The 20,274-nt window shown below is 68.0% G+C and carries 17 protein-coding genes; 10 read left to right on the top strand and 7 right to left on the bottom strand.

Translation table 11 applies throughout. The features are described 5' to 3' along the window. Window positions 1–66 precede the first annotated feature (66 nt). Window positions 67–1,659, bottom strand: a complete 1,593-nt coding sequence (locus WBB14_RS20175; protein WP_424241410.1) for a sulfatase family protein — start codon at window positions 1,657–1,659, stop codon at window positions 67–69. Continuing rightward, window positions 1,656–2,618 (bottom strand): Bug family tripartite tricarboxylate transporter substrate binding protein, encoded by a 963-nt coding sequence (locus WBB14_RS20170; RefSeq protein ID WP_424241409.1) that lies wholly within the window; start codon window positions 2,616–2,618, stop codon window positions 1,656–1,658. Before WBB14_RS20170 ends, WBB14_RS20175 begins: the two co-directional genes overlap by 4 nt. 144 nt (window positions 2,619–2,762) lie before the next feature. Here WBB14_RS20170 and WBB14_RS20165 point away from each other — a divergent pair, with 144 nt between their 5' ends. Further along, complete coding sequence (locus tag WBB14_RS20165; protein WP_424241408.1) at window positions 2,763–3,704, top strand: LysR substrate-binding domain-containing protein; 942 nt, start codon at window positions 2,763–2,765, stop codon at window positions 3,702–3,704. Here the strand turns inward: WBB14_RS20165 and WBB14_RS20160 are convergent. Continuing rightward, window positions 3,701–4,537, bottom strand: coding sequence for an IclR family transcriptional regulator (locus WBB14_RS20160; protein ID WP_424241407.1), 837 nt, complete (start codon window positions 4,535–4,537; stop codon window positions 3,701–3,703). The genes WBB14_RS20165 and WBB14_RS20160 overlap by 4 nt on opposite strands. 112 nt (window positions 4,538–4,649) lie before the next feature. On the opposite strand from WBB14_RS20160, the gene WBB14_RS20155 reads away from it, so the two are divergent. The 4 genes from WBB14_RS20155 (at window position 4,650) to WBB14_RS20140 (ending at window position 10,742) form a co-directional block, all read left to right on the top strand. Beyond that, on the top strand, window positions 4,650–7,004 hold the full coding sequence (locus WBB14_RS20155) for a cytochrome P450/oxidoreductase (protein WP_424241406.1): 2,355 nt from the start codon (window positions 4,650–4,652) through the stop codon (window positions 7,002–7,004). A 233-nt stretch (window positions 7,005–7,237) separates the two neighbouring features. Then, window positions 7,238–8,101 (top strand): archaetidylserine decarboxylase, encoded by an 864-nt coding sequence (gene asd, locus WBB14_RS20150; RefSeq protein ID WP_332014084.1) that lies wholly within the window; start codon window positions 7,238–7,240, stop codon window positions 8,099–8,101. 105 nt (window positions 8,102–8,206) lie between these two features. Next, window positions 8,207–9,433 carry an alpha-hydroxy acid oxidase gene (locus tag WBB14_RS20145; protein WP_424241405.1) on the top strand — a complete coding sequence of 409 codons (1,227 nt, stop codon included), beginning with the start codon at window positions 8,207–8,209 and terminating at the stop codon, window positions 9,431–9,433. A gap of 139 nt (window positions 9,434–9,572) precedes the next feature. Beyond that, window positions 9,573–10,742: a metallophosphoesterase gene (locus tag WBB14_RS20140; protein ID WP_424241404.1), complete on the top strand. Its 1,170-nt coding sequence runs from the start codon at window positions 9,573–9,575 to the stop codon at window positions 10,740–10,742. Between the two features lie 10 nt (window positions 10,743–10,752). On the opposite strand, the gene WBB14_RS20135 is transcribed toward WBB14_RS20140, so the two are convergent. Next, window positions 10,753–11,208 (bottom strand): Lrp/AsnC family transcriptional regulator, encoded by a 456-nt coding sequence (locus tag WBB14_RS20135; protein ID WP_424241403.1) that lies wholly within the window; start codon window positions 11,206–11,208, stop codon window positions 10,753–10,755. Window positions 11,209–11,299: 91 nt separating this feature from the next. On the opposite strand from WBB14_RS20135, the gene WBB14_RS20130 reads away from it, so the two are divergent. Beyond that, window positions 11,300–12,487 carry an MFS transporter gene (locus tag WBB14_RS20130; RefSeq protein ID WP_424241402.1) on the top strand — a complete coding sequence of 396 codons (1,188 nt, stop codon included), beginning with the start codon at window positions 11,300–11,302 and terminating at the stop codon, window positions 12,485–12,487. Window positions 12,488–12,517: 30 nt separating this feature from the next. Here WBB14_RS20130 and WBB14_RS20125 read toward each other — a convergent pair whose 3' ends face one another. Further along, window positions 12,518–13,918: a GGDEF domain-containing protein gene (locus tag WBB14_RS20125; RefSeq protein ID WP_424241401.1), complete on the bottom strand. Its 1,401-nt coding sequence runs from the start codon at window positions 13,916–13,918 to the stop codon at window positions 12,518–12,520. Window positions 13,919–14,074: 156 nt separating this feature from the next. Continuing rightward, window positions 14,075–14,896: a MetQ/NlpA family ABC transporter substrate-binding protein gene (locus WBB14_RS20120; RefSeq protein ID WP_424241400.1), complete on the bottom strand. Its 822-nt coding sequence runs from the start codon at window positions 14,894–14,896 to the stop codon at window positions 14,075–14,077. Between the two features lie 161 nt (window positions 14,897–15,057). On the opposite strand from WBB14_RS20120, the gene rocD reads away from it, so the two are divergent. Together rocD and rocF are read left to right on the top strand one after the other, a co-directional pair. Beyond that, window positions 15,058–16,293: an ornithine--oxo-acid transaminase gene (gene rocD, locus WBB14_RS20115; RefSeq protein ID WP_424241399.1), complete on the top strand. Its 1,236-nt coding sequence runs from the start codon at window positions 15,058–15,060 to the stop codon at window positions 16,291–16,293. Continuing rightward, a complete protein-coding gene (rocF, locus tag WBB14_RS20110; protein ID WP_424241398.1) occupies window positions 16,293–17,255 on the top strand; it encodes an arginase in 963 nt (320 codons plus the stop codon). Before rocD ends, rocF begins: the two co-directional genes overlap by 1 nt. A 78-nt stretch (window positions 17,256–17,333) precedes the next feature. Here rocF and WBB14_RS20105 read toward each other — a convergent pair whose 3' ends face one another. Continuing rightward, window positions 17,334–18,074: an IclR family transcriptional regulator gene (locus tag WBB14_RS20105; protein WP_424241397.1), complete on the bottom strand. Its 741-nt coding sequence runs from the start codon at window positions 18,072–18,074 to the stop codon at window positions 17,334–17,336. A 232-nt stretch (window positions 18,075–18,306) separates the two neighbouring features. Here WBB14_RS20105 and WBB14_RS20100 point away from each other — a divergent pair, with 232 nt between their 5' ends. Next, complete coding sequence (locus WBB14_RS20100) at window positions 18,307–19,515, top strand: ABC transporter substrate-binding protein (RefSeq protein WP_424241396.1); 1,209 nt, start codon at window positions 18,307–18,309, stop codon at window positions 19,513–19,515. A 61-nt stretch (window positions 19,516–19,576) separates the two neighbouring features. Next, the coding region (locus tag WBB14_RS20095; RefSeq protein WP_424241395.1) for an alcohol dehydrogenase catalytic domain-containing protein at window positions 19,577–20,274 on the top strand (698 nt) is incomplete at its 3' end.

The raw sequence follows: 20,274 nt of genomic DNA, 5'->3' as shown, positions 1-20,274 counted from the left end.
ACCTGAGCTGGCCGCGCCTAAGCCGGCCGCGCCTAAGCCGGCCGCGCCTAAGCCGGCCGCGCCGCATCACGCCAGCGCGCTGGGATAGGGGCTGGTGTCGATGTGTTCCAGCATGCCGTAGGCCAGCCTTTCCAGCAGCCGCGCGCGGTCGCCGGCATGCGCCGGTTCATCCCACAGGTTGCGCAACTCGTGCGGATCCTGCTTCAGGTCGTAGAGTTCGCCCCAGCGCGCGCCATCGTAGACCGTGACACGGAAGCCCTCGGCCAGCAAGGTGCGGCAGCGGATGCGGCTTTTGAAGCCGAGAATCACACGCTGCCCTTCTTCCTCGATCATCAGCGCATCGCGCACGGCTGCCTCGCGGCCGGCGATAAGCCCCGCCATGTCGCGCCCCTGGATGCCGTTGTAGGGCTGCACGCCGGCGCGCGCCAGTACGGTGGGCGCCACGTCGATGGTGCTGAGCAAGGCGTCGCTGGCCGCGCCCGCCGTCGGCGCGGCGGCGGGATCGCGCCAAATGAATGGCACGCGGGTCAGGCCGCGGTAATGGATCGGCCCCTTCAGCATCAGCTGATGGTCGCCCAGGTAATCGCCATGGTCGCTGGTGAAGATCACCACCGTGTTGTCGGCCAGCCCCAGCGCCTCCAGTTCGGCCAATACCCTGCCGATCTGCTTGTCGATGTTGGCGATCGATCCGTAGTTCAGCGCCAGCGCTTCGCGCGCCTCGCGTTCGTTGCAGGAGAAGATCGCGGGCGTGTGCTTGACCGCGGTGCCGGCATCGCGCTGCGCGCGCAGCCAGGCCACGTGCGGTGGCGGGTTTCCTGCGCCGTGGAAGGATGCGGGCAGCTCCATATCCTCGGGCTTGTGCAGGTCCCAGAAGCGCCCCGGCGGCGTGAAGGGATGGTGCGGATCGGGGAACGAGCATTGCAGGAAGAATGGCTGGTCCGACGCCGCATAGCCGCGCAGCGCTTCGATGCTGCGGTCGGCGATGTAGGCCGTGGGGTACAGCTCTTCAGGCACGCGCGTGCGCCACGCCTGGCGGATGCGCGTCAGCTCGTACTCCGGTGCGGGAATCGCATGCGCCGGGCCGATCAGCGCCTCGACCTCCGGATGTACCCGCCGCAGCCAGCGCCGGTAGTGGCCGTGCACGTCGTCGCTGTGGTCGTCGACCAGGTCGACCTGGTCGAAACCGTAGTAGGGATAGCTCAGCTCGTGGTCGGCGCATTCCAGCCATAGCTTGCGCTGCTCCTGGTCGTAGCGGCCGGCGTCGGGCTCTACCGCCTCGCGCGGCAGCCTGTCTTCGGCGCGCACCGGCCAGGAAGGCGGGATGTCGGTCATGTTCTGCAAGTGCACCTTGCCGACCAGCGCGGTGCCATAGCCGGCCTCGCGCATGGCTTCGACAAAGGTGCGGCTGCGCAGCGACAGCGCTATGCCGTTGTGGCGCGCGCCGTGCGCGGACGGATAGCGCCCAGTCATGAGGCTGGCCCGGTTCGGCATGCAGATGGGCGTGGCTACGTGCATGTTGTCGGCGCGCCAACCGGACGCGGCGAGGCGGTCCAGGTTGGGCGTGTGGACCACCTGGTTGCCATACGCGCCCAGATGGTCGGCGCGGTGCTGGTCAGTGATGAACAGCAGAAAATTGACGGGCTTCGCGGCGCGCGTCATTGCTTCGCCCCGGACATCTCCACTGCTGCGCGCCAGGCCGGCATGTCGCGCTTGACCATGTCGCCGAAGGCCTCGGGCGTCATATAGATCGGTACCATGCCCAGGGGCTGCAGCGCCTGTTCGAACGCGCGATCGGTGAGCACGGCCTGCAGGTCCGCGCTGAGTTTCTTCACCACCGCGGGCGGCGTGCCGGCGGGCGCGAACAAGCCGATCCAGGAACGCACCGCGACGCCCGCGGCCACGTCGGAAAACAGCGGCACGTCGGGCAGCGCGGCATACTTTTCAGTATTGGCCACGCCCAGCACCTTGACCTTGCCGGACGCCAGGAAAGGAATGGCCGGCGCGATGCCGCCTATCATCAGCGGCACGTGGCCGGCCACCAGATCGGCCATCGCCGGCGCCGCACCCTTGTACGGCGCATGCACCACGTCCAGGCCGGCGGCATGCTTCAACTGTTCCATCGCCAACTGGTGCACCGTGCCCAGGCCGGGGGAGCCATAGGTGTACTTGCCGGGATTGGCCTTGATCAGGCTGACCGCATCGGCCAGCGTCGAGGCCGGAAAATCGGCATTGGCCAGCAGCACCACCACGTTGTCCGCCACCAGGCCGACCGGCGCAAAGTCGCGCACCGGGTCGTAAGGCAAGCTGGCATACAGCGCGCTGTTGATGCCGTGCGTGTTGGTGGTGCCCATCAGCAGCGTGTAGCCGTCGGGCGCGGCGCGCGCCACCATGGATGCGGCGATATTGCCGCCCGCGCCCGGCTTGTTCTCCACCACCAGGGTGTAGCCGCGGGGCTCCAGGCGCTGCGCCAACTGGCGCGCCAGCACGTCCACCGCGCCGCCCGGCGAGAACGGCACCACGATCTGCACCGGCCGCGCCGGGTACGCATCCGCGGCAGCCGCCACGCCCGTCATGCCACAGGCCCAGCTTGCGGCCAGGACCATCCAGAATTTCTTCATTGCTTTGTCTCCATCGCGGCGCCCTTCCCTGGCCTGGCCCGGGGCGCGCCTGTCTTTCGTAGAGCGGCAAGTATGCCCAGGGCCAGGTGTCCGCGTGAAATGAAATAAACTGAACGATTCATAACCATATGAATATGAATTGCCATGCCAGAGCGCGCCAGCACCCATCTCAAGCGGCGTCACGCCGAACTGCTGGTCGCGCTGGACGACGAGCGTAACCTGGGCCGCGCCGCCGAGCGCCTGCACATGTCCCAGCCCGCCGCCTCCAAGGCGCTGGCGCAGTTGGAGGAACAGGTGGGCTATGCGCTGTTCGAGCGCGGGACCCATGGCACCCAACCGACCAATGCCGGAATGGTTATGATCCGCCACGCCCGGCACAGCCTGGGCGCGGCCCAGCGGGTGGCAGCGGAATTGCGGGCCGCCGAAGAGCGCGGCGCCAGCCTGCTGCGCCTGGGCACCCTGCCCTCGGCCGCGCCCAAGCTCGCGCCGCAACTGATTGCGCATCTGCTGCGCCAGTCGCCCAGGCTGGAAGTGAAACTGGTGGAAGGCGCGCTCGGCGAGCTCACGGACAAGCTGGCGCGCGACGAGCTGGACATCATGCTGGGCCGCCTGGGCAGCCGCCTGCTGCCGGCGGACTGCGAGGTGATCCGCCTGCACGAAGAACCTATCCTGGTGGTGGCGCGCCCCGGGCATCCACTGGCGGGAAGTGACTCGCTGCAGGCCGCCGAGCTTGCGCGCTGGCCCTGGGTGCTGCCGCTGGAAGCCACCATGATGCGCGAGCGCCTGGACGAGGCTTTCGTGCATGCCGGGGCGCGTCCTCCCGATTCCAGCATCCAGTCCAATTCGCTGTTGGCCACCCTGGCGCTGCTGGCCGAGGACGACCGCCTGGCGGCCCTGCCCCAGGCAATTGCGCGCTACTGCGAGCGGCAAGGCGGCGTGGCGGTGCTGCCGCTGCGGCTGGAAGCCAACTTCGGCGCCATCGGCGCCGTGGTCAACCGCAATACGGCGGGTATGCCGGTGGTGCAGGCGGCGATGGAATGGCTGCGCGGCTTGTCCGCCGGCGCCGGTCAGACCGAGACGGACTAAGGCCTCTGATAACCCAGCAGCACGCTGGCCGCTTCGGCTTCGCGCCGCACCGCCTGCGCGATCGGACCGTCCGCCGAGGCGTCGAATCCGCCTGTCGCGCCCAGCGCGGTCAGCGCGGCGCAGGGCCGGCCGTTGTGGTCCAGCAACGGCGCCGACACGGCGCTGATGCCCTTCAAATTGGTGTCGCGCACCGTGGCGCAGCCCGCGGCCAGCACCTCGCGGCGCAGGCAGCCGATCGGGTCGGCGGCATCCAGCTGCGCGCGCATGTCGGCCGGCGCGCGCGCCAGTTCGGACTCGGCAAGCGCCCGCACCCGCGCATCGTCCTGCAACGCCAGGAACACCCGCCCGGTCGCGGACCAGAGCATGGACAGCACCGAGCCCATGCGCACATTGACCGTCACAGGCAGGCCCGGCTCCTCGAAGCGCACGATGGTGGGTCCCTTGTTGCCCATGACCGCGATGAAGCAGGTCACTTCCAGGTTTTCGCGCAGGCGCACCAGGCTGGGCTCGGCCAGGCGGATGGGATCGGCCTGGCGCAGAGCGGCCAAGCCCAGCAGCATCGCTTCCAGGCCCAGGTAGTACTGTTGAGTGGCGGCATCCTGCGCCACCAGGCCCTCTTCCATCAGGCTGACCAGGTAACGGTGCACCTTGGCGGGGCTTTCATCCACCTGCGCGGCCAGCAGCGTGAGGCTGGCGCGTCCGCCCAGCCGGCCCAACCCCTTCAGCACCGCCATGCCGGTTTCGGCAGCTTGTACACGCTGGCGCCTTTCCCGCGGACGCGGCGCGGCGGCGGTCGTGGCGGGGACGGAGGAAGGATCGGGAGTCTGTTTCATGGGCGCGATGAAGGAGCTGCCAGGCGGCTGCGGACGCAGCCCGGAGATTACCCCAATTGAATAATTACGCAATGCGTATATGATTTACGCAATTGTAATCCGGAGCGACACCATGGGCCACCCAGCCACCCCCGCACCCACCACGCCCGCCAGCACCGGCGGCTGTCCCATCGACCACGCCGCGCTGGCCCGGGCCCAAGGCTGTCCGGTCAGCCCGCGGGCCGCGGAGTTCGATCCCTTCGGCGACGGCTACCAGCAGGATCCGCCCGAATACGTGCGCTGGGCGCGCGAGCAGGAACCGGTGTTCTACAGCCCCAAGCTGGGCTACTGGGTGGTGACCCGCTATGACGACATCAAGGCGGTGTTCCGCGACAACCACACCTACAGCCCCTCGATCGCGCTGGAGAAGATCACCCCGACCGGCCCCGAGGCCAACGCCGTGCTGGCGACCTACGGCTATGCGATGAACCGCACCCTGGTCAACGAGGATGAGCCGGCCCACATGCCGCGCCGCCGCGTGCTGATGGATCCCTTCACGCCGGACGAACTCAAGCACCACGAACCCATGGTGCGGCGCCTGACGCGCGAATACGTGGACCGCTTCATCGACGACGGCCGCGCCGACCTGGTCGACCAGATGCTGTGGGAAGTGCCGCTCACGGTGGCCCTGCACTTCCTGGGTGTACCCGAGGAAGACATGGACCTGCTGCGCAAATATTCCATCGCGCACACGGTCAACACCTGGGGCCGACCCAAGCCGGAAGAACAGGTCGAAGTGGCGCATGCGGTAGGGAATTTCTGGCAACTGGCGGGCAAGATCCTGGACAAGATGCGCCTGGATCCCGACGCGCCGGGCTGGATGCAGTACGGCATCCGCAAACAGAAGGACCATCCCGAGGTCGTCACGGACTCCTATCTGCATTCCATGATGATGGCCGGCATCGTCGCGGCCCACGAGACCACCGCAAACGCCTCGGCCAACGCCCTCAAGCTGCTGCTGCAGCATCCCGACGCCTGGCGCGAACTATGCGAAGACCCCGCGCTGCTGCCCAACGCGGTCGAGGAGTGCCTGCGCCACAACGGCTCGGTCGCGGCCTGGCGCCGCCTGGCCACGCGCGACACCGAGATCGCCGGCGTGGCGATCCCGGCGGGCGCCAAGCTGCTGATCGTGTCCTCGTCGGCCAACCATGACGAACGCCATTTCGCCGACGCCGACTTCTTCGACATCCGCCGCGACAACGCCAGCGACCAGCTGACTTTCGGCTACGGCGCGCACCAGTGCATGGGCAAGAACCTGGCGCGCATGGAGATGCAGATCTTCCTGGAAGAACTGACCCGCCGCCTGCCGCACATGCGCCTGGCGCAGCAGCAGTTCACCTACGTGCCCAATACCTCGTTCCGCGGCCCCGAGCACCTGTGGGTGGAATGGAATCCGGCCGACAATCCCGAGCGCCGCGATCCCGCCCTGCTTGGGCAAGCGCAGCCGGTGCGCATCGGCGAACCCTCCACCCACGCCATCAGCCGCAAGCTGGTGGTGACCCAGGTCACGGCCGCGGCCGACGGCATCGCGCGCATCCGGCTCGAATCGCCCGACGGCAAGCCGCTGCCGCGCTGGACGCCGGGCTCGCACATCGATGTCGAATGCGGCGATACGGGCCTGTCGCGCCAGTACTCGCTTTGCGGCGATCCGGCGGCCTCGAATGCGCTCGAGATCGCCGTGCTCAAGGAAACGGCGGGCCGCGGCGGCTCGGCCTGGATCCACCAGCACCTGTGTGCGGGCAGCATCGTCCGCGCGCGCGGTCCGCGCAACCACTTCCGCATGGACGAAAGCGCCAGTCGCCTGATACTCATCGCCGGCGGCATAGGCATCACGCCCATCAGCGCCATGGCGCGCCGAGCGCGCGAACTGGGCATGGCCTACGAACTGCATTACAGCGGCCGCTCGCGCGCCTGCATGGCCCTGCTGGACGAGCTGCAACCGCTGCACGGCGAGCGCCTGCATCTGCACATCAGCGACGAAGGCAACCGCAACGACTTCGCCACCCTGCTGTCCCGTCCCGAGGCCGGCACGCAGATCTACGCCTGCGGCCCCGAGCGCATGCTGGACGCCTTGCAGGCCGCCTGCGCCGCCTGGCCCGAGGACAGCTTGCGGGTGGAACATTTCCATTCCACGCTCGCCACGCTGGACCCGTCCAAGGAACATGCCTTCGAGGCCGAGCTCAAGGACTCCGGCATCGTGCTGCAGGTGCCCGCCGGCCAGACCCTGCTGACCGCGCTGCGCGGCGCCAACATCGACGTGCAGAGCGATTGCGAGGAAGGACTCTGCGGCTCCTGCGAGGTGCGCGTGCTGGGCGGCGCGGTCGATCACCGCGACGTGGTGCTGACCCGCGCCGAGCGTGAGGCCGGCACCCGCATGATGGCCTGCTGCTCGCGCGCCCAGGGCGGGCGCATCGTGCTGGAGCTGTAGCGGCCGGCAGGCATGCAATGCCGGGCCGATGCGCCCGGCATTGCATGCGCGCATCGACACGCCTGAAGTCGGCCTGAAAGCGGTAGAATTCACCCCTCTGCTCATCACCACGTCGTCCCGCTGCAACGCGGGACGACGTTTTTTGACGCGGCCAGTCCCGGGCCTGCAGGCGGGCCCCCAGCGGGCCGGCCCATGCCGCGGCCAGCCGCGGGGTCATTTCTCAGCGCTCCTAGATGTCGATCAAAGACCAACTTTTCCTCGCCAGCCAGTATCTCGCCCCCCACCACCTGGTGTCGCGGCTCTTCGGGTACGCGTCCGACTGCCGGGAACCGGCGGTCAAGAACTGGATGATCTCGCGCTTCGTCCGCCGCTATGGCGTGGACATGCGCGAAGCGCTGCAGGAAGAGCCTTTGGCCTACGATTGCTTCAACGACTTCTTCACGCGCGCGCTCAAGGAAGACGCGCGGCCGCTGGACGACGAACCGGGCTCGGTGGTGTGTCCGGCCGACGGCGCCATCAGCCAGATGGGCGCGATCGAGCACGGCCGCATCTTCCAGGCCAAGGGCCACAACTACGGCGTGGCCGACCTGCTGGGCGGCGACGCCGAACGCGCGGCGCCATTCCAGGGCGGCGAATTCGCCACCATCTATCTGTCGCCCAAGGACTATCACCGCGTGCACATGCCGGTTGCCGGCACCCTGCGCGAAATGATCCACGTGCCGGGCCGCCTGTTTTCGGTCAACCCGCTGACCGCCCGCAACGTGCCGCGCCTGTTCGCGCGCAACGAACGCGTGGTCTGCATCTTCGACACCGAGCACGGCCCGATGGCCCTGGTGCTGGTGGGCGCTATGATCGTCGCCTCCATCGAAACCGTATGGGCCGGCCTGGTCACGCCGCACAAGCGCCGCGTGAAATCCACCCGCTACGATGACGCGGCGCGCGCCCCGATCCACCTAGCCAAGGGCGCGGAAATGGGTCGCTTCAAGCTGGGCTCCACCGCCATCGTGCTGTTCGGCCCCAACCAGATCCGCTGGGCCGACACGCCCTCCGTGCTGGGTCCGGTGCGCATGGGCGAGCTGATGGCGCTGCCCGCGTAGTTTTTCTACGCAGCTAATTCGATTAAATCGAAACTGGATGTCTGGTTTTATTCGCTTTATGCGATGAATCGGCGTTGCTAGATTACGGGCTTTTATCGGCCCGCCATGACATCCCTCACCTCGTCCACTGCCACTCCCCGCGCCGCCTCGGCCGACCGCCCCTTGCCCCGCGCGCTGGCGCGCATGCTGTCGCTGGACGATTTCGAGGCCGCCGCAAAACGGCGCCTGCCGCGGCCGATATTCGGCTACGTTGCGGGCGCGGCCGAAGACAACCAGTCCCTGCGCGACAACCGCGGCGCCTTCGCGCAATATGCGCTTTCGCCGCGCGTGCTGGTCGACGTATCGCGCCGCACCCAGCAGACCGAAATCTTCGGCCGCCGCTACGCCTCGCCCTTCGGCATCGCCCCCATGGGCATCAGCGCGCTCTCGGCCTACCGCGGCGACATCGTGCTGGCGCGCGCCGCCCGTGAACAGGGCATACCCGCCATCCTCAGCGGCACTTCGCTGATTCCGATGGAAGACGTCATCCGCGAAGCGCCGGGCACCTGGTTCCAGGCCTATCTACCCGGAGATCCGCGGCGCATCGACGCCCTGGTGGAACGCGCCCGCCGCGCCGGCTACGAAACGCTGGTGCTGACGGTGGACATCCCCGTGTCGGCCAACCGCGAGAACAATGTGCGCACCGGGTTCTCCACCCCGCTCAAGCCCGGCCTGCGCCTGGCCTGGGACGGTTTGACGCGGCCGCGCTGGCTGGCCGGCACGTTCATGCGCACGCTGCTGTCTCATGGCATGCCGCATTTCGAGAACTCCTTCGCCACGCGCGGCGCGCCGATAGTGTCCGCGTCGGTGCTGCGCGACTTCAGCGCACGCGACCACCTCAGTTGGGAGCACGTGGCGCGCATCCGCCGCCAGTGGCCGGGCACGCTCATCATCAAGGGCATCCTGCACCCGCAGGACGCGGCGCTGGCGCGGCAGCACGGGGCCGACGGCATCATCGTGTCCAATCATGGCGGCCGCCAGCTGGACGGCGCGGTCTCGCCGCTGCGCGCGCTGCCCGGCGTGGTCGCGGCGGCGGGCGGCATGACCGTCATGATGGACAGCGGCGTGCGCCGCGGCAGCGACGTCCTCAAGGCCCTGGCGCTGGGCGCGAGCTGCGTCTTCGTCGGCCGGCCCTTCAACTACGCGGCCGCGGTCGGCGGCGAAGCCGGCGTGTCGCACGCCATCGGCCTGCTGCGCGCCGAGGTCGATCGCAATATGGCGATGCTGGGCATCACCCAGCTGCGGGAGATGCAGGCGGATCTGCTGGTAGGCGTAGGCATGGCCGCGAGTTGAGGCGGCATCCGACCCAGGGCCAGGTCACGGCAGAAGAAGAGTCTTGCGCAGGCCCTGGCCGCGCGCGCGGCCGGCATAGAATGGCGGTTCCCTTGCCACGCGCGCCGCGGCTTTCCGCCAGGCGCGCCCCAGAGCCGCCGTGTCCCTACGCCAATCTTCTTTCTTCCTGCGCTTCCTGACCCTGGGCGCCCTGGCTCACGTCTACGTGGGCGCCCGCCTGATTCCCGACGCCGACCTGGGCGGCGCGGGCGCCGCCGCCGCCATGCTTGCCTTGCTGCTGTCCTGCATCCTGATTCCGCTGGGGATGCTGGGGCGCTCGTCCGTGCACCCGCCCTGGGGCGACCGCATCGCCTGGGTCGGGCTGTTCGCCATGGGCCTGTTCTCGTCGCTGTTCGTGCTGACGGTGCTGCGCGATGCGCTGCTGCTGATGACTTGGCTGGCGAATTTGATCATCGGCGCCGATCTGCCCTGGGCCGGGCTGCTCCGCCTCAGCGCCTGGACCGTGCCAGTCCTGGCGCTGGGCGGCACCCTGGTCGGCCTGTACAACGCGCGCAAGCGGGCGCGCGTCGTCGACGTGGACGTGCCCATCGCCGGGCTCGCGCCCGACCTGGACGGCTTCACCATCGTGCAGATCAGCGATATCCACGTCGGCCCGACCATCAAGAAGCGCTACGTGCAAGCCATCGTCGACGCCGTCAACGAACAACTTCCGGACATGGTCGCCATCACCGGCGACGTGGTCGACGGCAGCGTCGAACAGCTTGCTGCCCAAGCCAGTCCGCTGGGCCAGCTGCGCGCGCCCCACGGCGTCTACCTGGTCACCGGAAACCATGAATATTATTCGGGCGCCACGCCCTGGATCGCCGAGTTCCGCCGCATGGGGCTGCGCGTGTTGATGAATGAACACGTGGTCATCCACCCCGCCGGCTTGCCCGTGGTGGTGGCGGGCATTACCGACTACAGCGCCGGTTCCTTCGACCCGCAGCAGCGCAGCAACCCCAAGGCCGCGCTGGCCGGCGCGCCCGCCGACGCCATGCCCAGGATCCTGCTGGCGCACCAGCCGCGCAGCGCGGCGGCGGCCGAGCCGTTGGGCTACACCCTGCAATTGTCCGGCCATACCCATGGCGGGCAGTTCTTTCCCTGGGGCTTCTTCGTGCGGTTCCAGCAGCCCTACACGGCCGGCCTGCACCGCCTGGGCAAGATGTGGATCTACATCAGCCGCGGCACCGGCTATTGGGGACCGCCCAAGCGCCTGGGCGCCCCGTCCGAGATCACGCGCCTGCGGCTGCGGGCGGCGCCAGTCGGCTGAACGGCGCGCTTCAGCCGTTGTCCGGCAAAGGTCCGCGCTCCAGGTAGCTGGTCAGCGCGATGTCGCTGGTGGTGTTGGTGATGCCGTCTATCTGATGGATGCGGGCCAGCAGCGATTCCAGCGCCTGCGTGTCACGCACCCGCACCTTCAGCAGCATGGCGCTCTTGCCGGTGATGGTGTGGATTTCTTCCACCTCGGTCAGTTCCGCCAGCCCCAGCACCTGTTGCGTGATGGTCCAGTTGTTGGTGTCCACATGCACGAAGGCCAGCAACGGCCGCCCTATGCGGGCGCCGTCCAGCTTGGCGGCGATGCCCTTGATCAGGCCGTCGCGCTTGAGGCGTTTGACCCGTTCATGCACGGCCGGAGCGGAAAGGTTCAGCATCTTGCCCAGTTCGGCGTAGCTGGGGGTGGCGTCGTCGGCCAGCAGTGTTAATAGCTTTCGGTCGCGGTCATCAAGATCAGGCATTGGAATCAGGTTCTGCCGAACGGCATTCGAACTTTTATGGAATAAGGAAATATACGCGTTAACCCTTATTTTATTCCAATAAAATTTCGCGATGCAGAACCGTAGCACCCGCCAGTCTTCTTCCGTCCCGGCCCTGATGTTCGCCGTCAGCGTCGTAGGCTCCAACGGCCTGGCGCTCAGCCCCATCCTGAGCGACGTGGCGCGCTCCTTTGCCACCTCGCCGCTGACCATCAGCACCGCGATTTCCGCCTACGGCGCGGCCACCGCCGCCAGCGCCTTCTTCCTGGCGGCGCGCATCGACCGCATCGGCATCCGCCGCTCGCTGCTGGGCGCGATGGCCGTGCTGATCGCCGCCCTGATCCTGTCCGCCTGCGCGCCGCACTGGATCGTGTTGACGCTGGCGCAAGCCCTGGCAGGCGCCGCAGCGGGCGTCATCCTGCCCGCGGCCTATGGATCCGCCTCGCTGATCGCTCACCCTGGCCAGGAAGCGCGCACGCTGGGGCGCGTCATCGCGGGCTGGTCGGTGTCGCTGGTGGCGGGCGTGCCGCTGTCCGCCCTGATCTCCGACGCCGTGGGCTGGCGCGCCACCTACGGCACACTGGCGCTATGCGCGGCGATTGCCGCGCTGGGGCTGCGCAAGCTGCCGGAACGCCGGGCCGCCCAGCCCGCGCCGCTGCGCCTGTCGCGCCTGCTGGCGCCCCTGTCCTACCGCGACGTGCCCGCCTTGCTGCTGGGCTGCCTGGCGTTTTCGTCGGCATTCTATGGCGTGTACGCCTTCCTGGCCGACCACGTGCGCGGCCTGTTGGGGCTGACCGCCGGACAAGTGGGCTTCATCGCCTTCGCCTATGGCGCCGGATTCCTGCTGGCCGGCGTGGCCGGCGCGCCGCTGATCGAGCGGCTGGGACCGCGCCGCGCCCTGCCCTTGGCGCTGGGCGTCATCGCGCTGGTGTACCTGGGCCTGCTGCCGGCCGCCCATGCGCTGGCGGCGGTGCTCGCCATCGCGACGCTGTGGGGCGCGGCCTCGCAGCTGAGCCTGAACCTGCTGGTGCTGCTGCTGTCGCGCGCGCGGCCCGAGGAACGCGGCGCGGTGCTCGGCCTGAACACCTGCACCACCTACCTGGGCGCCAGCGTGGGCACAGCCATCGCCGGCACCCTCTACACCCATGCCGGCTTCGAGGCCTTGGGATTGGCCGCCGCCTGCGCCCTGGCCGCCGCGGCGCTGGGCCTGCATTGGCGCCTCAACGGCCGGCGCGCGGCACGCGGCCAGGCCGCTGCCTGAGCCGCCGCAGCGATCGCGGGACCGCGCCGCTCAGTTGCGGTATTCCACCGCACAGTCCCGGCCGGAGCGCTTGGCTTGGTAGAGCGCGAGATCGGCGCGGCGCAACACATCCGACGCAGTCGCGTCGCTGGGCAGAAAGGCGGCAATGCCGCCGCTGACCGACAGCGTCACCACCGACCCGTCGATGTCCGCCGGATGCTGCCGCAGGCTGGCGCGCAAACGTACGCAGATCGCGCGCGCCACCGCCGCATCCGCATCGGCCAGCAGCACCAGGAACTCCTCGCCGCCCAGCCGGCCGATCGAATCGCCTTCGCGTAAACAGCTGCGCAGCTGATCGCAGAAATGCCGCAGCGCGACGTCTCCGCCCAAATGGCCATAGCGGTCGTTGACCTGTTTGAAATAGTCCAGGTCCAGCATCAGCGCCGTGGTCGGTCCGCCCACGCCGCACCGGCCGTCGGCCAGCCGCTGTTCCATGCGCTTGAGGATTTCGGCGCGGTTCCAGCAGCCGGTCAGGCTGTCCACCCTGGCCATCCGCGCCAACGCGGCTTCGGCGCGCCGGCTTTCGGTGACGTCCATCCCCAGGTTGACCACCTTGCCGTCGGGCAGCCTGACGTTGGACCACAGCACCGATAGTTGCTCGCCGTCGCGCGTGCGCGGCTGCCATTCGCGGAACGAACGGTCGGGCCGCGCGCTCACGCTGTCCCGCACCAGTTCCCGAACCTGGGGATCCGAATAGAACAAGGCCAACGGCTCATGGCTCTGCTTGATTTCGGTTTCGGACCAGCCGAAGCGCCGCGCGCAGGCGTCATTCCACAATATGCAGCGGCCGTCGGTATCGAAGGCGTTGATCAGCACCGGCGCCGCCCGGAACAGGGCGCCAAACTGCGCGATGACCTCGTTGAGCCGCGCCAATTCGCGCTCGCGCGCCGCTGCGCCCAGCACGGCCTGCTGCGCATACGCGGCCAGGATATCCTGCGCGCTGGCATAGGCCGACACATCGGCCAGCCCCCGCCTGAAAGCGAAAACGATGTGGCCGCAGGCGATCGCATTGGCGTCGTAAAGCGTGCGCGCCACACAGGCCTGCACGCCCGACTCGTCCAGCCAGGGCTCGTCTTGCGGCATGCCTTGCAGGCAGACGTAGGCGGCGCGGTCCGCCAGCAATGCATGCACCGCCTGGGCCGCGCCTGCGGGATCCGCGGCGATTCCCGCGCGGCAACTGGCGCTGGTGATCAGCCCTGCGGCGTCATTGCCATGGTCCAGCCGGACCCAGGCGTAATCCGCGCCCATGTCCTGGACCGCGAGCTCCGCCAACGTTTCGAAAAAACTGTCTTGGCCCGCCGCCAGAATGGCACTGGCAGCCGCCAGGATGCGGCCGTCTTGCACGGCCAGAACCTGGGCATGGGCAGCATCATCGGACGATGGAATACGCATGGCTCTGCTATCGACGGAAGGACGGCGCGGCCCTCCGGACAGAAGCCATGGTGGCGTCAACAGGCCGGGGGGTTAAAAATTGGGGCCAGTATACGAGTAATCCCTGATCCCAACTGGCAAGAATCGTCAACGCCCCCCCGGGTCAGGCCCCGCTCGCTACCAGGGAAAGTCGATCAGGTCGCCGTACAGGCTGCGCAGCTTGGCCTTCACCTCGGCCGAGTTCTGGTAGATGGAAATGAACTTCAGCAGGCGCGGATCCTGCGCGCCGGCCGGCGTGGCCACCCAGCGGATGGCATAACGCCGCACATTGGCTGGATCGGTGTTGTCGAACGCCAGGCCGTCCTTCTCGTTCAAGCCGGCCTGCTTGGCAAAGGTGGTGTAGGTAACGGACGCGGTCACGTCGTCGAAAGTGCGCGCGGACTGCGAGCCTTCGATCTGCACGAACTTCAGGTGCTTCGGATTCGACACCAGGTCCTGCAGCGTGGCCTGATGGGCCACGCCGGGTTTGAGCTTGATCAGGCCGATGGATTCCAGCAGCAACAAGGCGCGGCCGGTATTGACAGGGTCGTTCGGCACCGCGATGGTCGCGCCGTCGGGCACTGCGTCGCCCTTCTTCAGCTTCTTGGAAAACAGGCCGATGGTGGTGGAATAGCCGTAGGCGATGGGTTTCAGGTCCGCCCCGCGGCGCTGGTTGAACAGTTCCAGGAAAGGTTCGTGCTGGAAGAAGTTCGCGTCCACGGAACCGTCGGCCACCGCGATGTTGGGCAATACCCAGTCATTGAATTCCACCAGCTTGACGTCCAGCCCCTCGTTCTTGGCCTGGGCAATCGCAAGTTCGGTAGCGGCGTTCGCGACGCTTGGAATCACGCCGATGCGCAGCGGCTTGTCCTGCGCCGTGGCGTTGGTTGCGCAAGCCAGGGCCAACCCGGCGGCCGCCGCGCAGCGGGTGAATTTCAGTAGCAGTTGATGCAGGAACATGAGGACCATCCAGGTATGAAAAACAGGGCATTGCCCGGTGCAACCGCTATTGTGCAGCAGCCTGCTGCGGCCGCCCGCAATGCCCTTTTGTCACGCAATGGCAATGCCGCAGAGCGGCTTGGGGCGCTAAGATGGCTGCAATACCTCCTCGGGAGACGCTCATGAGCGCGGTATTGAATACCCAGCCGGGCGCGCAGTCCGCCGCCAGCCACCGCGACCGCGTCGAAGACCAGCTCGGCGCGCACAACTACCATCCCCTCGACGTGGTCATCGCGCGCGGCAGCGGCGTCTGGCTCTACGACGTGGACGGCCGCAAGTACCTGGACTGCCTGTCGGCCTATTCGGCCGTGAACCAGGGCCATTGCCACCCCGCCATCCTGGCCGCCATGACCGAGCAGGCGCAGAAGCTCACGCTGACCTCGCGCGCCTTCCGCCACGACCAGATGGCGCCATTCTATGAAGACCTGGCGCGCCTGACCGGGGCGCACAAGATCCTGCCGATGAACAGCGGCGCGGAAGCCGTGGAAACCGCCATCAAGGCGGTGCGCAAATGGGGCTACGAAGTGCGCGGCGTGCCGCAGGACCAGGCCGAGATCATTGTCTGCGCCAACAACTTCCATGGTCGCACGCTCGGCATCGTGGGCTTCTCGACCGACCCCGACGCCTACGGCCACTACGGGCCCTTCGCGCCGGGCTTCAAGGTTGTGCCCTTCGGCGACTTCGATGCCTTCGACGCCGCCATCACGCCCAACACGGTGGCCTTCCTGGTCGAACCGATACAAGGCGAGGCCGGCGTGGTCCTGCCGCCCCCGGGCTATTTCACCCGGGTCCGCCAGCGCTGCACCGAACGCGGTATCACGCTGATCCTGGACGAGATCCAGACCGGCCTGGGCCGTACCGGCACGCTGCTGGCCGAAGCGCACGAAGGCATCGAGGCCGACGTCACGCTGATCGGCAAGGCGCTGTCGGGCGGCTTCTATCCGGTGTCCGCGGTGCTCTCCAACGCCGACGTGCTGGGCGTGTTCCAGCCGGGCCAGCATGGCAGCACCTTCGGCGGCAATCCGCTGGCCTGCGCCATCGCGCGCGCCGCGCTGCGCGTACTGACCGAGGAAGGCATGATAGAAAACGCCGCAGCCATGGGCGCGTACTTCCTGGAGCGCCTGCGCGCCCTGCCCGGCCCGGTGCGCGAGGTGCGCGGACGCGGGCTGATGCTGGCCGTCGAACTGGAGCCCGACGCCGGCGGCGCGCGCCTGTGGTGCGAACCCCTGCTGGCACGCGGCATGCTGGTCAAGGACACCCACGGCCACACGCTGCGCCTGTCGCCGCCCCTGATCGTGACGCGCGAGCAGATCGACTGGGCTTGCGATCAGTTGGCCGCGGTACTATCCGCCACTTGATGCCCTCACCCGGAGTCCGCGACTTGCAGAACACCGCCAACCTGCCCCACCACATCACCCTGATCGGCGCGCCCACCGACATCGGCGCCGGCGCGCGCGGCGCGTCCATGGGCCCCGAAGCCCTGCGCGTCGCGGACCTCGGTCCGGTCATCGAGGCCCAGGGCTTTCAGGTCACCGACCGCGGCAACCTCTACGGCCCTGCCAACCCCTGGCTGCCGCCGGTGGAGGGTTACCGCCATCTGGAAGAGGTCGCCGCCTGGAACCGCGCGGTGCATGACGCCGTCTACGAGGAACTGAGCCAGGGCCGCCTGCCCGTCCTGCTGGGCGGCGACCACTGCCTGGGCATAGGCTCCATCAGCGCGGTAGCGCGCCACTGCCGCGCGGCGGGCAAGAAGCTGCGGGTGCTGTGGCTGGACGCCCATGCCGACTTCAATACCAACTCGCTCACGCCCACCGGCAACATCCACGGCATGCCCGTGGCATGCCTGTGCGGCTACGGCCCGGCGCAGATCACCGGAATGTCCGGCCAGACGCCCGACATCGAGCCGGGCTGGGTGCGGCAGATCGGCATACGCAGCGTGGACCAGGGCGAAAAGCGCCTGGTCCACGAAGCCGGCCTGGAAGTCTTCGACATGCGCTACCTGGACGAAATGGGCATGCGCGCCACCATGGAAGCAGCCTTGGCGGGGCTGGACGCCGACACCCATCTGCACGTGAGCTTCGACGTGGATTTCCTGGACCCGGAAATCGCCCCCGGCGTGGGCACCACCGTGGCGGGCGGCCCCACCTACCGCGAAGCCCAACTGTGCATGGAAATGATCGCCGACACCGGCCTGATGCGCTCGCTGGACGTGGTGGAACTGAACCCGGCTTTCGACGTGCGCAACAAGACCGCGGAACTGGCGGTGGACCTGATCGAAAGCCTGTTCGGCAAATCCACCTTGATGCGCCGCGGCTCCTGAGGCGGTTCGGCACGCCTTGACGGCGTGTCATGCCCCGAGCCATGGCATGTTCCGATTGGTTCGGGCCTTGCGCAGACCCTAGCTTTCCCGGCCGAGGCGGATCGTCTCCGCCGCCTCGGCCAAGAATCGCAGGTTCTCTACACGCCGGTCGGCCACGCGCGAGCTCGGCCCTGCCATGCATAGCGCATACCATTCGCCGCCCAAGTCGAGCGCGACCGCCAACCCGGTCAGGTCGGCCACGCTTTCGCCGGCATTCTCCGCCCAGCCCCGGACCGCCGTCCGCTCCACGTCCGCCAGCAACGCCTGGCGCGTGACCAGCGTGCGGTCGGTGTAGCGTTCATACTCCGCTGCCACCAGAATGCTGTCGCGCTCGGCCGGCGCCAGCCTGGCCAGGATGGCCTTGGCTACCGCGCTGGTATGCAACGGCCGCCGCACGCCTGGCCGGGTCGCGTAGTGCACCGGATGCGTGGACTCCGCCACGTCCAGGAACAGCACCGCGCCATCCTGGATCTTGCCCAGCATCACCGTTTCATTGGCCGCGTCGCGTAGCGCGGCGAGCTGCGGGCGCACGTGTTCCATCCAGGGGTCGCCCGCCTGGATCAGTCCGCACAAGGCGTGCAGCTTGGGCGTCGGGTAGTAGCCGGCGCGGCGCCGGACCTCGTACAGATAGCCCCGCGCCACCAGCGTGCGCACCAACGCCAGGCAGCTGGACATGGGCGCGCCCAGGCCTTGCGCCAGCTCGGTCAGCGGCATCGGCCGCCGCTCCTGCGCAAACAGTTCGATCAGTTCCAGCGTTCTTGCGACGAGCTTCACTTCCATGGCGTCGACCCCTCGCGCGGATTTCCTCTTGCCGGTGGCGCACGCCTGCGGCTTGGGAAATCCACTATGTTGACATTTCACATATGCGAACCTAAATTCTCACACAAGAATTTTCTTTCACCAATGTGAAATAATTTTCGGCCAGATGGAGAACTGGCGCAGTGCAAGCAGATACACGGCATCCCAACGAAAAACCGACAATTCGGCCCGCTCCGGGCCGGGAGGCAAGCAGATGCGTATCAAACCCCTGTTGGCGGCGCTGGCCGCCTCGCTGGCCGCATGCGCGGCCCAAGCCCAATCCGACGTAGTGCGCCTGGGCGTGTCCAACGACCGCTCCGGCATTTATTCCGACCTGGGCGGCCTGGGCTCGGAAATGGCGGTCCGCATGGCGGTCGAGGACTTCGACGGCAAGGTCGCCGGCAAGACCGTCGAGGTCATAGGCGCGGACAACCAGAACAAGGCGGACGTGGCCTCGGCCCTGGTGCGCCGCTGGTTCGACACGCAAGGCCTGGTGGCGGTGGTGGACGGCGGCGCCAGCTCCGCGGGCCTCGCCGCGCAAGGCGTGGCGCGGGAAAAAGGCGGCACCGCCCTCATCAGCGGCGGCTTCGCCGGCGACTTCAGCGGCAAGCAATGCAGCAACCTCAGCACGCAGTGGGCGCCCGACACCTATGCCCTGGCCAACGCGGTGGTCAAGAGCGTGGTCGAAAGCGGCGGCAAATCCTGGTACTTCATCACCACCGACTACGTATTCGGCAAGTCCCTGGAAGCCAACGCCTCGCGCTTCGTCGACGCGGCGGGCGGCAAGGTGCTGGGCAGCACGCGCCATCCCCTGGGCGCCATGGATTTCGCTTCGTTCCTGGTGCAGGCGCAATCGTCCAAGGCCAACGTGGTGGGCCTGGCCAGCGCCGGCGGCGATCTGGTGAACCTGATCAAGCAGGCCCAGGAGTTCGGCCTGACCGGCGGCAAGCAGCGCATGCTGACCTTCCTGACCTTCATCAACGATGTGCAGGCGATGGGCCTGCCCGTGGCGCAGGGACTGACCTTTCCCACCGGCTTCTACTGGGACGCCGACGAGGACACCCGCGCCTGGACCCAGCGCTGGCAGAAGAAGATGGGCGTGACGCGCGCGCCGTCCATCGTGCAAGCGTTGAGCTACGTCGCCACCACCCACTACCTGCAAGCCGCCCAGGCCGTCGGCAGCTTCGACGGCGCCGCCGTCAACCAGAAGATGCGCGAGTTGCCCATCACCACCAAACTGATCAAGAATGCCCGGGTGCGCCCCGAAGACGGCCGCGTCATCATGGATCTGTATCTGGTCGAAGTGAAGAAGCCCGCCGAATCCAAGTACCCCGGCGACTTCTACCGCATCCTGTCCACGGTGCCGGGCGAAAAGGTCTTCGTGTCCCTGGCGGACAGTGAATGCCCGAGCATAAAGAAATAGCCTTGCCACGCCGCGCCCGCCCTGCGGGCCGGCCGTCAAAACACCCAGGAGGAGACATCCCATGAAGTGCTATTGCGTCGTGAACTTCCGCGAACCCTTGCAGGAAATGAACCCGCCCACCCCCACGCCGCAAGGGTCGCAGGTGCTGCTGAAGGTGCGCGCGGCGGGCGTTTGCCACAGCGATATCCACTTGTGGGAAGGCGGCTACGACCTGGGCCAGGGCCGCACGCTGTCGCTGAAGGACCGCGGCGTCTCGCTGCCCCTCACCATGGGCCACGAAACCGTGGGCGCGGTGGTCGCGGCCGGCCCCGACGCCCAGGGGCTGTCGGCGGACCGCAACTACCTGGTCTATCCCTGGATCGGCTGCGGCAACTGCCCGCCTTGCCTGGCCGGCATGGAAAACCATTGCTCCGCGCCCGCCTGCCTGGGCGTGCACCGAGCCGGCGGCTACGCCGACCATATCCTGGTGCCGCACCCGCGCTACCTGATCGACATCGGCGACCTCGATCCTGCGCAGATCGCCCCCTATGCCTGCTCCGGGCTCACCACCTATTCCGCGCTCAAGAAGATAGGCGCCGACGTATACCGGTCGCACCCCGTGGTCATCTTCGGCGCCGGCGGCCTGGGCCTGATGAGCCTGACGCTGATCAAGGCCCTGGGCGGGGCGGGCGCCATCGTGGTTGACATCGACCCGGCCAAGCGCCAGGCCGCGCTGGAAGCCGGCGCCCTGGCCGCCATCGACGGCGCGGCGCCCGACGC

The sequence above is a fragment of the Achromobacter sp. genome (genome assembly GCF_049647645.1).
GTDB lineage: Bacteria > Pseudomonadota > Gammaproteobacteria > Burkholderiales > Burkholderiaceae_B > Achromobacter.
This window is presented reverse-complemented; position numbering and strand designations above follow the sequence as displayed.